Annotated in this window: 14 protein-coding genes; 6 read left to right on the top strand and 8 right to left on the bottom strand. The window is 67.6% G+C overall.

Annotated elements, in window-relative coordinates; translation table 11 throughout:
• Positions 1-23: 23 nt before the first annotated feature.
• The 5 genes from ettA to C1706_RS09350 all read right to left on the bottom strand — a co-directional run bounded on the left by ettA (position 24) and on the right by C1706_RS09350 (position 6,137).
• The gene (gene ettA, locus C1706_RS09370) at positions 24-1,706 is read right to left on the bottom strand and encodes an energy-dependent translational throttle protein EttA (RefSeq protein ID WP_129458990.1); all 1,683 of its coding nucleotides are present in this window, start codon (positions 1,704-1,706) and stop codon (positions 24-26) included.
• A gap of 68 nt (positions 1,707-1,774) precedes the next feature.
• A complete protein-coding gene (locus tag C1706_RS09365) occupies positions 1,775-2,335 on the bottom strand; it encodes an NUDIX hydrolase (RefSeq protein WP_129458989.1) in 561 nt (186 codons plus the stop codon).
• A gap of 85 nt (positions 2,336-2,420) precedes the next feature.
• Complete coding sequence (locus tag C1706_RS09360; protein WP_129458988.1) at positions 2,421-2,663, bottom strand: hypothetical protein; 243 nt, start codon at positions 2,661-2,663, stop codon at positions 2,421-2,423.
• A gap of 194 nt (positions 2,664-2,857) precedes the next feature.
• Complete coding sequence (locus tag C1706_RS09355) at positions 2,858-5,674, bottom strand: FAD-binding and (Fe-S)-binding domain-containing protein (protein WP_241653512.1); 2,817 nt, start codon at positions 5,672-5,674, stop codon at positions 2,858-2,860.
• A 4-nt stretch (positions 5,675-5,678) separates the two neighbouring features.
• Positions 5,679-6,137, bottom strand: coding sequence for a MarR family winged helix-turn-helix transcriptional regulator (locus C1706_RS09350; RefSeq protein WP_129458986.1), 459 nt, complete (start codon positions 6,135-6,137; stop codon positions 5,679-5,681).
• A gap of 103 nt (positions 6,138-6,240) precedes the next feature.
• Here C1706_RS09350 and C1706_RS14605 point away from each other — a divergent pair, with 103 nt between their 5' ends.
• From C1706_RS14605 to C1706_RS09335, 4 genes are read left to right on the top strand one after another with little or no spacing between them, the layout of a single operon-like run.
• A complete protein-coding gene (locus C1706_RS14605; protein ID WP_241653511.1) occupies positions 6,241-7,317 on the top strand; it encodes an AMP-binding protein in 1,077 nt (358 codons plus the stop codon).
• A complete protein-coding gene (locus C1706_RS14600; RefSeq protein ID WP_241653510.1) occupies positions 7,211-8,053 on the top strand; it encodes an AMP-dependent synthetase/ligase in 843 nt (280 codons plus the stop codon). The genes C1706_RS14605 and C1706_RS14600 overlap by 107 nt, the downstream gene beginning before the upstream one ends.
• Before the next feature lies 1 nt (position 8,054).
• Positions 8,055-8,930 (top strand): acyl-CoA thioesterase, encoded by an 876-nt coding sequence (locus C1706_RS09340; RefSeq protein ID WP_164987504.1) that lies wholly within the window; start codon positions 8,055-8,057, stop codon positions 8,928-8,930.
• Positions 8,930-9,745 carry a shikimate dehydrogenase family protein gene (locus C1706_RS09335; protein WP_129458984.1) on the top strand — a complete coding sequence of 272 codons (816 nt, stop codon included), beginning with the start codon at positions 8,930-8,932 and terminating at the stop codon, positions 9,743-9,745. Before C1706_RS09340 ends, C1706_RS09335 begins: the two co-directional genes overlap by 1 nt.
• On the opposite strand, the gene C1706_RS09330 is transcribed toward C1706_RS09335, so the two are convergent.
• The 3 genes from C1706_RS09330 to gnd all read right to left on the bottom strand — a co-directional run bounded on the left by C1706_RS09330 (position 9,727) and on the right by gnd (position 12,763).
• Positions 9,727-10,392 (bottom strand): DUF4328 domain-containing protein, encoded by a 666-nt coding sequence (locus tag C1706_RS09330; protein WP_164987503.1) that lies wholly within the window; start codon positions 10,390-10,392, stop codon positions 9,727-9,729. The two genes, C1706_RS09335 and C1706_RS09330, sit on opposite strands and share 19 nt — an antisense overlap.
• 125 nt (positions 10,393-10,517) lie before the next feature.
• Positions 10,518-11,243 (bottom strand): DsbA family oxidoreductase, encoded by a 726-nt coding sequence (locus tag C1706_RS09325; RefSeq protein ID WP_129458982.1) that lies wholly within the window; start codon positions 11,241-11,243, stop codon positions 10,518-10,520.
• Between the two features lie 71 nt (positions 11,244-11,314).
• Entirely contained in the window at positions 11,315-12,763 is a 1,449-nt protein-coding gene (gnd, locus tag C1706_RS09320) for an NADP-dependent phosphogluconate dehydrogenase (protein ID WP_129458981.1), read from the bottom strand.
• A 217-nt stretch (positions 12,764-12,980) separates the two neighbouring features.
• Between gnd and uxaC the strand changes: the two genes are divergently transcribed.
• Positions 12,981-14,405 (top strand): glucuronate isomerase, encoded by a 1,425-nt coding sequence (uxaC, locus tag C1706_RS09315; protein ID WP_129458980.1) that lies wholly within the window; start codon positions 12,981-12,983, stop codon positions 14,403-14,405.
• A 142-nt stretch (positions 14,406-14,547) separates the two neighbouring features.
• A complete protein-coding gene (locus C1706_RS09310; RefSeq protein WP_129458979.1) occupies positions 14,548-15,555 on the top strand; it encodes a LacI family DNA-binding transcriptional regulator in 1,008 nt (335 codons plus the stop codon).
• The last annotated feature ends 11 nt before the right edge of the window (positions 15,556-15,566 follow it).

Here is a 15,566-nt window from a genome sequence, read left to right as displayed (position 1 = left end):
AACCCCGGCTGCCCACGCGGATCTCAGCCGCGGGTGAGGCGGCGATGCTTGCTGGCGTGCGGGCGTGCGGCGTCGGCGCCCAGACGGGCGATCTTGTTCTGCTCGTAGTCGGCGAAGTTGCCCTCGAACCAGAACCAGTTCGCTTCGTTGTCGTCGCTGCCCTCCCACGCCAGGATGTGGGTGGCCACCCGGTCCAGGAACCAGCGATCGTGGGAGATCACCACGGCACAGCCGGGGAACTCCAACAAGGCGTCTTCCAAGCTCTGGAGGGTCTCCACGTCCAGGTCGTTGGTGGGCTCATCCAGCAGGAGCACGTTGCCACCCTGCTTGAGGGTCAACGCCAGGTTCAACCGGTTGCGTTCACCACCCGACAGCACCCCCGCGAGCTTTTGCTGGTCGGGGCCCTTGAAACCGAAGGAGGCGACGTAGGCGCGGCTCGGCATCTCAAAGTTGGCGACCTTGATGAAGTCCAGGCCGTCGGAGACGACCTCCCAGACGTTCTTCTTGGGGTCGATGCCCGCCCGGTTCTGGTCCACGTAGCTGAAGGAGACGGTTTGGCCGACACGCAACTCGCCCGCGTCGGGCTCTTCGCTGCCGGTGACCATCTTGAACAGGGTCGTCTTGCCGACACCGTTGGGGCCGATGATGCCCACGATCCCGGCGCGCGGCAACGAGAAGCTCAGATCCTTGATCAGCACCCGATCGCCGAACCCCTTGGTGAGGTGCGAGGCCTCCAACACCTCGGCGCCCAGGCGCGGGCCCGGGGGAATGTTGATCTCGGCCAGGTCGAGTGCGCGCGTACGCTCCGCCTCAGCGGCGAGTTCCTCGTAGCGGGCCAGACGGGCGCGGTTCTTGGCCTGACGGGCCTTCGGGTTGGCGCGCACCCATTCCAGTTCGCGCTCCAAGATCTTGGCGCGCTTGGCGTCCTTCTTGCCCTCGATCTGCAAGCGGGACTTCTTCGTCTCCAGGTAGGTGGAGTAGTTGCCCTCATACGGGTGCAGATGGCCCCGGTCGATCTCGCAGATCCACTGGGCGACATTGTCGAGGAAGTACCGATCGTGGGTGACGGCAAGCACGGCACCCGGGTAAGTCTTGAGGTGACCTTCCAACCAGTTGACGCTTTCGGCGTCCAAGTGGTTGGTGGGCTCATCGAGCAGCAGCAGGTCGGGCTGTTCGAGCAGGAGCTTGCACAACGCGACGCGGCGACGCTCACCACCCGACAGCACGTTGACGGGCGTGTCCCCGGGCGGGCACTGCAGCGCGTCCATCGCCTGCTCGAGTTGGCTTTCCAGATCCCAAGCGTTGCGGTGATCCAGTTCGGTTTGGAGGGTGCCCATCTCCTCCATCAGCGCGTCGAAGTCGGCGTCCGGTTCGGCCATCTCCATGCCGATCGCGTTGAAGCGGTCGAGCATGCCTTTGGTCTCGGCGACGGCCTCCTCAATGTTCTCCATGACCGTCTTGTCTTCGGTCAGGGGCGGCTCCTGCTGCAGCAGGCCGACGGTCTTGCCCTTGCCGAGCATCGCCTCGCCGTTGTTGGGCTTCTCCAGCCCGGCCATGATCTTCAGCATGGTCGACTTGCCCGCGCCGTTCGGGCCGACGACGCCGATCTTGGCGCCCTCGTAGAACGACAGGGTGACGTTGTCGAGGATGAGTTTCTCACCCAGTGTCTTGCGCACGTTGTGCATGGTGAACACGAACTCGGGCATGAACCGTCCTTGGAAACGAAGGGGTTGGAATCGGCGCCCAGTATAGGCCGCGCGGGCCCCCTGCCCCGCTACTGGGCGGCGAGCCGGGCGCGCCCGAGCGTGATCAACTCGTGCAACTCGTCGCGGAGCCCCTCGGGGAGGGCGTCCAGCGGCCACCAGGCGACATCCCGGGATTCCGACGAGCACGTCAATTCTGCGCCCGGGGCTGCCCGGCCGACGAAGCGGACGTCGAAGTGACGGGTCACCTCGGTGTACCCGCGGCAGATCACCGGGTGCACGTTGAGGGTGGCCGGGCCGATCAGATCCACCTCCAGCCCGAGTTCCTCACGCACCTCGCGGGTCGCGGCCTCGCGGAGGGTCACGTCGGTGCGTTCGATGTGGCCGCCCGCCTGGATCCAGATGCCGAAGCGGCCGTGCAACACCAACGCGATGTGGGTCAGGTCATGGTCGAAGACCAGCGCCGACGCGGTGAGGTGGCCGGGCGTGCAGCTGCGGTCGGTCGCATCGGGGCGAGCAGCCAGAAAGCCGAGGTAAGCCTGCGCGAGGCCTTCCTGGGAGGGGCCCGGAGCATCCCACTCGGAGAGGACACGTTCGGCGTCGGCATGGGTGAGGGAAACTCCGGTGCTCATGAACGGGCAGGGTAGCTGACCGCAAGACCCGGCGCGGAAGGGAGACCCGGCAACAGGCGCACACTCGCTGTCGGGCCCCCGATGCCTACTGGGGTCTCGCTGCGGGTTTCTTCTTCACCAGCCAGGCGAGAGCGCCTCCCAAGGCGATGATGCCGGTCAGCGCTGGCCCTTGTGCCGGGGGAATGACCGAAAACGTCCACACCACGATGGCCAGTGAGAGGGCCGCATAGAGGAACCACTGTGGCCAAGAGAGCGTTCCGCGAACGGCGCACACCACGATGAGGCCAGCAAGGCAGGCGACGACGAGGACCCAGGCCAGAGTTTCCACGGCGATCCACTCCTTCGAACTCCCGCTGGCGGTGCCAGATGAGCAAAACCTAGCCGGGCGCGAGGCGTCTCGCCACGGGGGCAGCGCGTAACCGTACTTTGGGCGGAGGCGTGGGCGGTATTTTGGGGGGTCCGGGACGACACGTGCTCCTGGACCGCGCCACGACAGGCGCCACCAGGCCCGCGAACAGCGGTCTAGTGGGTGTGTGCAGCCAGGACTTGAGCGAAGGTGAGTGCCTGCAGGCCGCGCAAGTCTTCCAGCTGGGTACGGCACGAGAACCCGTCCGCCAAGACGATGGCGTCGGGCCCGGCAGCATCCAGGGCCGGTTCCAGGTTCGTCGCGAAGACAGCCTTGGAGAAGTCGTAGTGGCCAGCGATCATGCCGTGATTACCCGCCAGCCCACAGCAACCCTTGACCTTCACCACGGTGGCGCCGGTGGCGGCCAGCAGCTTCGCTTCGGCGTCCCAGCCCATCACCGACGCCTCGTGGCAGTGCGGCTGGGCGACGATGGTGTGCCCGCTCAGATCCGGCACCTCGAAGGTGGGGTCGTGGGCCAGGAACTCGGCCAGCGTCATCACCGCGGCGGCGACCTCGCCGACGCGCGGGTCGTCAGGCACCAGTTCGGCGGCGTCGGACTTCCACACCGCCAGGCAGCTGGGCTCAGTGCCGACGATCTTGATGCCGCGCGCCGCATAGGGGTGCAGGACGTCGGTGGCGTTGCGGAGTTCGCGGGCGGCCCCATCCAGTTGGCCCGTGGTGATCCACGTCAGGCCGCAGCAGGCCTTGCGCTCCAGCAGGCGCGGCGTCCACCCGTTGGCGATCAGCACTGCTGCCATGGTGGCGACGTGATCCCCAGCGAACGCGTCGGAGAACGAGTCGACCCACAACACGACCTCGCCCTTGGTGCCGGGGCGGCCATCGAACTCCTTGCGGGCGGCCGCTCGACGCGATCCCGACGCGAAGCGCGGCATGCCCCGGTGCGTGTCCACGCCCGCAGCCTTCTTCACCAGCGTCGAGAGCCCGGGGGTTTGCATGAAGAAGTTCGCGAGGTGCGGCAGGAGCGGAATGCTGCTGACCAGGCGACCCCAGCGCGGCAGCCATCCCATCGAGTAGTGATCCAGGGGGCGCAGGCGTCCCTTGAACGATTCGTACTGGACGCGCGACTTGTAGGCGGCCATGTCGGTCCCCGTGGGGCAGTCGCGGGAGCATCCCTTGCACGACAGGCACAAGTCGAGCGCCTCATGCACCTCGGCGCTGCGCCAGCCGTCGGTGACCAGCGTGCCGTTGATCATCTCCTGCAGGATCCGAGCCCGTCCGCGTGTGGAGTCCTTCTCCTCGTGGGTCGCCTGCCAGCTGGGGCACATGACGCCGGACAGGGACGCCGAGACGCACTTGCCGACGCCGGTGCAGCGATGCACGTCCTCGACGAACTGCGGATCGGCGCGAAACAGCGGTGACCGGCGCACCTGCGGTGCGCGCAGGTCGGCGTCCAGCGGACGGGGATCAACCAGGACGCCAGGATTGAGCAGGTTGTCGGGGTCGAAGAGATGCTTGATGGCCGCGAACAGCGCCAGCGCCTCGGGGGAGTACATCCGCCCCAGCAGTTCGGAGCGGGCCCGCCCATCCCCGTGCTCGCCGGACATGGAGCCACCAAAGGACGCGGCCAGGTCGGCGGCATCCTCGATGAAGGCGCGGTAGCGGGCCGCCCCGTCGTCCTCCTGGGTGAGCGGGAAGTCGATGCGGCAGTGGACGCAGCCGTCACCGAAGTGCCCATACGGCAGGCCGTGCAGCCCATGGCGTTCCAGCAACGCGTCGAAGTCGCGAAGGTAGGCGCCCAGCTTCTCCGGGGGTACCGCGGCGTCCTCCCAGCCCGCGTAGGCGGGACGCTCCAGGCTGACACCGGCCAGGCCCGCGCCGTCGGAGCGGATCTTCCACAAGGAGGTCGCGATCGCCGGATCTTCCACGATCCAGCCCTCGAGGCATCCAGAAGCTGTGACGAGGGCCGCGGCGCGGGCGGCGATCTCCTGAGGGTCATCGCCGACGAGTTCGACGAACACCCACCCCGCGCCCTGGGGCAGCGGCGGGACGGCGTCCTCCCCGAGGCTGCGGCGCACCACGTCGACGATGCGCGCATCCATCCCCTCCACGGCGGTGGGGTGGAACGGGAGGATCGCGGGCATGGCGTCGGCGGCTTCGGGCATCGTCGGATAGCCCAAGGCCAGCATCGTCTTGGCGGGCGCGTCGGCCACGAGCCGGACCGTCGCACCCGTGATGATGCCCAGCGTGCCTTCGGTTCCGGCGAGGAACTTCGCCACGTCGAAGCCGTTCTCGGGCAGCAGCCACTCCAGCGAATAGCCCGACACTTGACGGCCAAAGCGCCCGAACTGGGTGCGGATCAAGCCCAGGTTGGCCATGACGAGGGTGTGCAGCGCCCGCAGTGTGGGGGAGTCGGACGCGCGGGCGTCGCGTCGTGAATCGACGGTGAGGCGTTCACCCGTGCCCGTGATGATGTCGAGGGCAAGAACGTTGTCCGACGTGCGGCCATAGCCCAACGCGCGAGGCCCGCAGGCGTTGTTGCCGATCATGCCGCCGATGGTGCAGCGGCTGAACGTGGACGGGTCGGGGCCGAACCGCAAGCCGTCGCGTTGCGCTTGCCGCGACAAGACGTCCTGGACGACGCCCGGCTGGACGACTGCGGTGCGCGCGTCGGCGTCCAGGTGATCGATGGCGGTGAGGTGGCGGGCCACGTCGATGACGATGCCCGGCCCGATCGCGTTGCCCGCGCACGACGTGCCCGCGCCGCGGAGCGTGATCGGCATATGCGCCGCAAGGGCGGCGTCCACGAGTGCAGCGAGTTCGTCGGTGTCGCGGGGCACCGCCACACCCTCGGGGACGACGCGGTACAGCGACGCATCGGTCGAATACAAGCCTCGGGTCAAGGTGCTGACATCGACACCGGGCAAAGAGGAAGGCGCCGCGACCCTCTCACGGCTGCGGCTGGTCACGGTCACGCCGTCAGTGTGCCACCGCGTTGATCGCGTGCATGGCGCGTCCCAGCGCTGCGAAGTCGTCGGGGGAGACGACATCGATGAGAATCTCACGCACGGAGGCGACGTGATCGGGGGCCGCCGCCACCAGGAGATCCATCCCCTCTGGGGTCAGCGTGGCGGTCACCCCGCGCCGGTCCTCGGGGCAGGGTGCCCGCTCAATGAGACCCTTCTTCTCCATGCGGGAAACGGTGTGCGTCAGCCGGGAACGGGACTGGCGTGCGGCGGCCGCGAGATCGGACATGCGCATCGTGCGATCCTCGGACTCTGAGAGCCGCACGAGGATCTCGTACTCACCCAAATCGAGCCCGAACGGGCGCAGGCGCTCATCGAGGTGACGGTCGATGAGGGCTACCGCATCCAGGTAGGCCCGCCATATCTCCTGCTGCTCGGTGCTGAGCCACTGGGTCGGCGCGGAATCGGGCATAGGGACATTCTAGCCATCGCTTGCAGTTTCAATCGGTGCTGGTGCCCTTAGACTGACCGGACGGAACGGGGGCGGACCGAGGTGGCCCTGGAAAGGATCGACGATGACCGACATCCAGCACAAGCTTGATTCGCGGCCACCCACGGTCGGGGCCATGTTCAACAACCGCGTCTCGGCCTCACCGAACGAGGAGGCATTCCGCTACCCCGACGACCAGGGGGCGTGGGTGAGCCTGACGTGGACGCGGACCCGCGAGATCGTGTGGGAGATCGCCGCGGGACTCCTGTCCTTGGGGCTCGGCCCAGAAGAGCGCGTCGCGATCGCGTCCAGCACGCGCATCGAGTGGGTCCTGCTGGATCTGGCGATCAACTGCGCCGGCGGGGCGACCACGACGGTCTACCCCAACACGCAAGGTGAAGAGTTCGCCCACATCATCACCCATTCCGATTCGCGCATCTTCATCGCGGAGAACGCTGGCCAACTCGCCAAGCTGCGCGACCTCGTCGGCACCCAGAACATGCTCGCCGTCGTCCTGCTCGACGGGTCCGATCCGGACACCCTCACCCTCGATGCTCTGCGAGAGGCCGGGCGCGCACACCTGGCCCAGCACCCCAGCGCGGTCGACGACACCGTTGCGGCCACCACCGCCGACACGCTCGCCACTTTGATTTACACCTCGGGGACCACCGGGATGCCCAAGGGCGTGGAACTGGTCCACAGCAACTGGACGTACGAGGGCGCCGGTGTGGATGCCTTGGGCATCATCGGACCGGACTCCCTGCAGTATTTCTGGCTCCCGCTCAGCCACGTGTTCGGTAAGGCCGTCATGATGATCCAGTTGCAGATCGGGTTCGCGTCCGTCGTGGACGGCCGCCTCGACCAGATCGTGCCGGGGCTGGGTGCGACGCATCCGCGGTTCATGTGCGGTGCGCCGCGCATCTTCGAGAAAGGTGCGCAACGCGGTGAAGGCCAACACGGCCACCGGGGTGAAGGCCAAGATCGCCCGGTGGGCGTTCGCCGTGGGTCGCGAGTCGCGTCCCTACCGGCTGGCCGGTCGCAAGCTGCCCTTCGCGATGGGTATCGCGTATGCGATCGCCGACAAGCTGGTGTTCTCCTCCCTGAAAGCGAAGATGGGCGGCAACGTCGAGTTCTTCATCTCGGGCTCGGCGAAGCTCAGTGAGCAGGTCCAGGAATGGTTCTACTCGGCGGGGATCGTCATCGTTGAGGGCTACGGCCTGACCGAGACGTCCGCGGTGGCTGCGGTCAACGTGCCGGGATCCCCCAAGTTCGGGACGGTGGGGCCCGCATTGCCCGGCTCGGAGTTCCGCATTGCCGAGGACGGCGAAGTGCTGCTGCGGGGGCCTGGCGTCATGCGCGGCTACCACAAGGATCCCGAGCAGACCGCCGAGGTGCTGGAGCCGGACGGCTGGTTCCACACCGGCGACATCGGCGAGTTGGACGACGAGGGCTACCTGCGCATCACCGATCGCAAGAAGGACCTGATGAAGACCTCCGGCGGCAAGTACGTCGCCCCGCAGAAGGTCGAGGGCGCCCTGGCCGCCAACATTCCCTACGTGTCGCAGGCGGTGGCGGTCGGGGATGGCCGCAAGTACATCTCCGCCCTGCTGACGCTGGATCCTGCCGCGGTCGAGAGTTGGGCCAAGCGGCACGGTCGAGAGGGCCTCAGCTACGCCGAACTGACCCAGTTGCCCGAGATGCGGGTCTCCATCGATCGGCTCATGGCGCGCGCCAACCGCAAGTTGGAGCGCTGGGAGACGGTCAAGAAGTACCGCATTCTGGATCATGAGTTCTCGGTCGAGCGAGGTGGGGTGACCGCCAACATGAAGTTGCGTCGCGCAGCCATCGACAAGGACTACGCCGACGTCATCGATTCCATGTACGAGATCGAAGACTGACTTGGAGGCATACCGCGTCCGCGTGCCGCTGCGCTGGGTCGATCTGGACGCCCAGGCGCACATCAACAACGCCCAGATCGTGGACTACCTGCAGGAGGCGCGTGTCGACTTCCTGCTCAACAGCCCCCACGCGCATCTGCTGGGGGACGGGATCATCGTCGTGGAGCACCGCGTCGAGTATCTCGGCCAAGCCCGGTTCGGCAGCGACGACGTCGATGTGGATCTGTGGGTGGGGGCGGTAGGCGCTGCACAGTTTTGGCTGGGCTACGACGTGCGGCAAGGCGGCGTCACGGTGGCGCGGGCGCGGACGCAGTTGGCCAACTTCGACTTCGAGGCGGGGCGTCCGGCCCGCTTCTCCGCCACGGAGCGGGCCTGGTTCGCTGAACGCTCCACGGTGCTGGACGAGTTCAGGCCGCTGGGCAGCTATGCGGTGGGGGAGGGTTACCACGAGCACCCCCTGACGGTGCGGTGGTCCGACCTGGACAGTTATGGCCACGTCAACAACGTCCGCTTCTTCGACTATGTCGCCGAAGCGCGCATTGCCTTGCGTGAGTCCCTGCTCGCCGGATCGATCAGCGGCTACGGGGACGGGGACTCCGAGCACACCTGGATGGTCGCCCGGCAGGATCTGCGGTACCGAGGACAAATACGCCACCGCCTCGCCCCCTACGTTGTCCGCACCGCGATCGGGAAGGTTGGGCGCACCTCCCTGACGTTGGTGGCCGACATCGTCGACCCCCGCGACGACAGTGTGGCTGCCACCGCCACCTCGGTCCTGGTACACGGCGATGCTGAGGGCAAGCCGGTTCCGCTGCCCGAGGCGATCGTGGCGGCGTCCAGACGTTGGGCTGCGCGGGGTGCGGACGGGGCCGCCTGATGTGGCGGTGCGCCGTCGCGGGCTCACCGATCACGCATTCGCTCAGCCCGCTGATTCACACGACCGCCTACCGCGTCCTGGGCATAGCCGATGCGTGGGACTACGGTCGCCACGAACTCGACGCTGCCGCGTTGCCGGGATTCGTCGCCGAGTGCGGGCCCGAGTGGGTGGGATTGTCGTGTACGGCCCCCCTCAAGAGCGCCGTCCTAGCCTTAGGGGTGCCCTCGTCGCGGGCGGCCCTCCTGAATGCGGGCAACACGCTCATCTTCGCCCGTGATGGCCGCCCGGCGCGCGTGGAGAACACCGACGTCACCGGGCTGCTGGGGGCGCTGGCGCGGGCCGGCGTCACGCAAGCCGAACGGGCTGTCGTGGTGGGGAACGGGGCGACCGCCCGGTCGGCGCTAGCCGCACTGGCAGAACTCGGCGTGACCCGCGTCCAGGTCCTGGCCCGCTCACAAGCGAACGCCCACGCCAGCCTCGGTGACCTGGCCGGGCAACTGGGCATCGCCGTGGAGCACGGCCCCTGGGGGACGACGGAAGCGGGGGAGCCCGCCGACCTGGCGCTTTCCACCGTCAGCGCGCCGCTGCCCACCGCAGCCGCCGAGGCGCTGGTGGCGCGCGTCCCGGTGTGCTTCGACGCCACGTACAACCACTACCCGACCGTTCTGGATCGGGCGGCCCGCGCGGCGGGGATCGTGCAGTTGTCGGGCATTGACCTGCTTGTCGGCCAAGCCCTGGACCAGATCCGCCTGTTCACAGGCCGTGACTGCCCCGCTGAGCCGCTCCTGGAGGCGGCCTACGCGGCGCTTCCCTGAGGCGACGCCCCGCCCAGGGCACGAGAGATTCTCTGCACGAGGTTCCACGCGAGGGCGGCGGCCGCGATGAGGAGCAGGTGTCCCGTCAACGACACCCGCGCCGCGAACAGGGCCGCGTCGGTGTCGGCAGCTTGGTCGGCCAGGTTCAGGCCCAACGGGCACGCGAGGCAGGCTCCGATCCAGCACGCCCACCACGCTGCGAGAACGCCGCGAGGCACGATGGCACCAGACGCCCGTGCCACATCGGCGACCGTCAGGGGAGGGGCGACCAGGGCGACCACGGGAATCAACCAGGCCGCGACATGCCAGGGGGGCCCAAAGCGCAGCGCGTCGCGGGGAACCTCACGGGCGACGCGATACTGCCACAGCAGCCAACTCCCCCCCGAGGCCACCACGCTGAGCGCGCCGAGCATCGCCGCGAGGGCCTGATGCTTCACGTAGGTGTGCACGGGGATGGCCATCCCGGGAACGTGACGCGCATAGGCGTCGATGGTCAGCTGCCCCCACCCCTCCACGACGACGGCATACAGCGACGTGGCGGCGGCCAGTGCCAAAAGCCAGCACGTCACGTGAGCCCACTGCCACGAGGACAGCAGGTGCCCCGACGTACGGGTGCGTCCTGCGGGGAGTCCGGGGGATGCCCCCACGGTGGAATGCGCCGGAGGGACACTCGCGTCCGGTGAAGGAACCGTGGGGGACATCGGTGATGACATCAAAGATCCTCAGATGGAGTGGGCGCTTGCGAGATTAGTGCACGCCCGCCCCTGACCGCTCAGCAGCCGTCAGGTCCGCACGCCGGACCACCCGAGAACCCTTCCAGCCCGGGGACCTTCAACGGTTCGATGCGGGGGTGCAGTTCGTCCCACACACGGGTCAGGGCCTGGTCGAACACCTCACGTGGCTGCGCTCCCGAGATGCCGTAGCGCTCATCGAGGACGAAGAAAGGCACCCCGGAGATGCCCAACTGGGCGGCGCGGGTGATGTCGGCGGCCACCTCGGCGTCGCGGGTCTCGTCGTCCACGGCTGCCGCAGCCTCAGCAGCGTTCATGCCTGCCGTGGTCGCCAGGCGGACCAGGACGTCCGGATCCGCGATCGACTCGCCGTCGGTGAAGTGTGCCCGAAACAGCGAATCTTCCAGGCGTCGCTGCGTCGCTCCGCTGGGATCGGCGGCCACGGCGGCATGCAGCACTCGATGGGCGCGCCGGGAGTTGGCCACCGCCAGGGTGTCGAAGCGCATGGTGAGACCCTCGGACGCCGCCGCGGCAGCGACATGCTCGAACATGGCCTCCACCTCGGGGACGCTGATGCCCTTGCGGCCGGACAGGTACTCGGCCTCGGTGCCCGGGTAGGAGTCGGGGAGCGAGGGATCCAACTGGAAACTGTGGACCGTCACCTTGACCTCGTCACGGTGAGGGAACTCGGCCAGCGCGCGCTCGAAGCGGGTCAAGCCGATGTAGCACCACGGGCAGGCGATGTCGGACCAGATGTCGATCTTCATAGTCCTTACAACGGTGTGGCGGGCCCGGGGATTCCCGGACCCGCCACACCGGCTACGCGTTCAGCGCTGCGTCACTCTTGCACCTCGGTGCGATCGCCGGACCACAGCGTGTGGAAGGTGCCTTCCTTGTCGATCCGCTGGTAGGTGTGCGAGCCGAAGAAGTCCCGCAGGCCTTGGGTCAACGCGGCATTCGTGCGCGGGGCACGGACCAGGTCGTAGTAGGACAACGCCGAACTGAACCCGGGGATCGGGACGCCTGCAGCGGCGGCCTTGCCCACGACACGACGCCACGCAGGGTTGGAGTCGGCGAGCCCGGCGGCGATGGACGGCGCCTCCAGCAGGGTTTCCAGGTTCCCGGCCGCGTACTCATTGGCGATGCGATCCAGCAGCTTGGCGCGGATGATGCACCCGGCACGCCAGATGCGGGCCACCGCGGCAACGTCGATGTCCCAGCCGTAGTCGCGAGCGCCGATCTTGATCAGGTTCAGGCCCTGGGCGTAGGCGACGACCTTCGAGGCCCACAGCGCCTGGCGCACGTCCTCGATGAAAGCGGCACGATCCTCGACGTCCACCGTGCCATCGGGGCCCTGGAGCGCGGCCTGGGCGGCCTTGCGGAGTTCGGGGCTCGAGGACGCGGCGCGCGCGAACACGGCTTCGGCGATGGCAGCGGCGGGGACGCCCAGGTTCAGCGCCTCCTGCACCGTCCACGTGCCGGTGCCCTTCATCCCGGCGGCGTCGACGATGACGTCGACCAGCGGCTTGCCCGTCTCGGCGTCGACCTGGCGCAGCACCTCGGAGGTGATCTCGATCAGGTAGGAGTCGAGGTCGCCGGTGTTCCACTGGGCGAACTCGTCGGCTGCCTCGGCGGCGCTCAGGCCAGCGCCCTTGAGCAGGTCGTAGGCCTCACCGATGAACTGCATGTCGGCGTACTCGATGCCGTTGTGGACCATCTTGACGAAGTGTCCGGCGCCATCGGTACCGATGTAGGTGCAGCACGGTTCTTCGCCGTTGGGGCCCTGAACCTTGGCCGAGATGTCTTCCAGCATCTTGCCGACGTACTGGTAGGAGTGCGGGGACCCGCCGGGCATGATGGAGGGACCCTCCAGTGCGCCGGTCTCGCCGCCGGAAATGCCGGCGCCCACGAAGTGGAGGTCGTGCTCCCGCAGCGCCTTCTCGCGGCGGCGGGTGTCCTGGAAGTAGGCGTTGCCGCCGTCGACGATGATGTCGCCCGGCTCCAGCAGGGGCACCAGGGCGTCAATGGTGGCGTCGGTTCCGGCGCCGGCCTTGACCATGATGACGATGCGGCGCGGCTTCTCCAGGGAGTCGACGAACTCGGGCAGAGATTCGGAAGCGATGAAGTGCGCTTCGGGGTGGGCCTCGTTGACGGCCTCAGTCTTGGACCAGGTGCGGTTGAAGATCGCGGTCCGGTAGCCGTGGTTGGCGAAGTTGCGTGCCAGGTTGGATCCCATGACGGCCATGCCGATCACGCCGATCTGGGCGGTTCCCGTCTTGTCGCTCATGTGGTGGTGCCCTTTCGTCGGAGATGATGGTGAGCCGCTGAGTGGAGCACCGGCGTCGATGCCGCGCGAGCGACCATACCCATACCATCTTGCCCGATTCGACGGCGGCAAGACACTGATTGCCAACCGTGGAAAGTGGTTGCGCAACCTGGCGCCAAACTGGCGCAACGACGGCTTTTTGCCTGACATGGTCGCGCGCGACCGCCACAATGACGCCATGACCCAGCCGTTGACCATTCACCCTGATCGCCTGTTCCCTGCAGAGCCGCAGACACGCGCAGTGGCCCGCAAGCTGTACGAGCAGGTCAAAGATCTGCCGATCATCTCGCCTCACGGACACGTCCCGCCCGCCTGGATCGCCGACGACATCCCGTTCAAGAACGCGACCGACCTCCTGTTGACCCCCGACCACTACGTGAACCGGATCCTTCACGGGCAAGGCGTCGATCTGGGCGCGCTTGGCGTCCCGGTGGGCCGGACGGACTTCACCGACGAGCAGGCTCGGGAGGCGTGGCGGATCTTCTGCTCCCACTACGAACTGTTCCGCGGCACCCCGATGAAGTACTGGATGGAGATGGAACTCGTCGACATCTTCGGGATCGACGTGCGGCCCAGCGCGGAGACCGCCGACGACATCTACGACGCCATCAATGCCAAGCTCGCCACGGACGCCTTCAAGCCGCGTGCCCTGCTCGACACCTTCAACATTGCGTTCCTGGCCACCACCGATGACCCGCTGGACGACCTGGAGCACCACGCCAAGCTGGCCGCCGACGACAGCGTGGCCACCACCGTCGTGCCCACCTTCCGCCCCGACAAGTACCTGGAGGCAGGGCGTGCGGGCTGGAACGAGCTGATCGACGCCCTGGGTGCGAAGACCGGCATCGCCACCGACACGTTCGGCGGATGGATCGCCGCCATGGAGAACCGCCGCCAGTTCTTCAAGAGCATGGGGGCGGTGTCCTCCGACCACGCCCACATCGATCTGGGCACCGAACCGCTGCCGCGGGAGGAAGCCGAAGCGGTGTACGCGGCAGCCCGACGCGGTGAGGCGACCACGGAGGCCACCGACGCGCTGCGTCGGACCTTCATGTTCGAGATGGCCCGGATGGCGTCCGAAGACGGCCTCGTCATGACGCTGCACCCGGCGGTCTACCGCAACCACCACCAGGCGACCTTCGAGAAGTTCGGGGCCGACGTCGGCGGGGACATCCCCATCGCGATTGAGGCGGTTCACGCGCTGCATCCGATGCTGAACGCGTTCGGGACGAACCCGAACTTCCGGGTGATCATCTTCGGTCAAGACGAGACGGTCTACAGCCGTGAGGTGGGTCCGCTCGCGGGCTTCTACCCATCGGTGTACGTCGGCCCGCCGTGGTGGTTCATCGACGCCCCCGACGCCATCATGCGTTGGCGTTCCTCGGTGACCGAGTACGGCACCTTCTACAAGACGACCGGTTTCGTCGACGACACTCGCGCGTTCATGTCGATCCCGGCCCGTCACGACCTGGCTCGCCGCGTGGATTCCTCCTATCTGGCCACCCTGGTCGTCCAGCATCGTCTGGCGCTGGATGAGGCGCAGGAGTTGGCCAACGCGTTCGTGGCGGATCTCCCCAAGAAGGCCTTCAACATCACCGTGTAAGGACGTCTCATCGAACAGGGCGGCTCCGGTTGGGGTCGCACTATTCGACGTGCTCGCGCCGCGTGTCGCGCTGCCAAAGTGGGGGTGGGGATCTTGCCAGAACAGGGTGGCAACCGGTTGCAGGGTTGCTAGGCTCGCAGGCATGGTCAACGAGGCGGGCACGGGGTCGGACGCGACGATCTATGACGTGGCACGTGTCGCGGGAGTGAGCCCGTCGACGGTGTCACGGGCCTTCTCGCGACCCGGGCGGGTGAGTGCGCAGACTGCGGAGCGCATTCGCCAGGTGGCAGAGGAACTCGGCTACCGCAGCCGTGAGGTCACCCGTGCGGCCGCTAAGACGACGACGAAGGTCTTGGGCCTGGCTGTCGCAGACATCACCAACCCGTTCAACTTCCGCGTGATCCGCGGCTGTCAGGCCGCTGCCGCGGAGGCAGGGTTCGTCGTCACTTTGAACGACGCGCAGGAGTCGGAGGCGCTGGAGCGCGAAATGCTGCGCCGTTCGCTGCCCCTGCTGGACGGCTTGATCATCGCCAGTTCGCGCCTGTCCGACACTGAACTGCGCACCCTCGCCAAGTCCCTTCCGGTCGTCATCTTGAACCGGCGCGTGTCGGGCTTGCATTGCATCGTGCCGGACATGGCCCACGGCGTCCGGAAGGCCGCCGAGCATCTCCTGGCGCTGGGGCACCGCAACATCACCTATCTCGCGGGCCCCGAGGCGTCCTGGGCCGATGGGATGCGCTGGCGTGCCGTCCGCGAGTCGGCTCGCGAACTCGGCTTCACCGAGCACCGGGTCGGGCCGTTCGCGCCCACGCTCCAAGGCGGGCGGGGTGCCGCCGAGGTGATCGCAGCGCGCCGCCTCAAAGCGGTCGTGTGCTTCAACGACTTGATGGCGATCGGGCTCATGCAGGGGCTGGCCGAACGCGGGGTGAAGGTTCCCGAGCAGGTCAGTGTCGTGGGCTTCGACAACATCTTCGCGTCCGCGCTGGTCTCTCCCGGGCTGACCACGGTCGCCGCCCCGCTGACGATGCTGGGCGATTCGGCGGTGCGCTACATCACCGCGACGCTCACCGGGCATACCTCACCCGAAACGGGTCCGGTCCTGGTGCCGGTGCGCCTGATCGTGCGTCAGTCCACCGCCCCCGCGGCCTAACGGGCAGCACC

Origin of the sequence: Propioniciclava flava, from assembly GCF_004126535.1 — a bacterium.
Classification (GTDB): Bacteria; Actinomycetota; Actinomycetes; order Propionibacteriales; family Propionibacteriaceae; genus Propioniciclava; species Propioniciclava flava.
The sequence above is the reverse complement of the archived record's forward strand: the minus strand, read 5'-3'. Positions and strand labels throughout refer to the sequence as shown.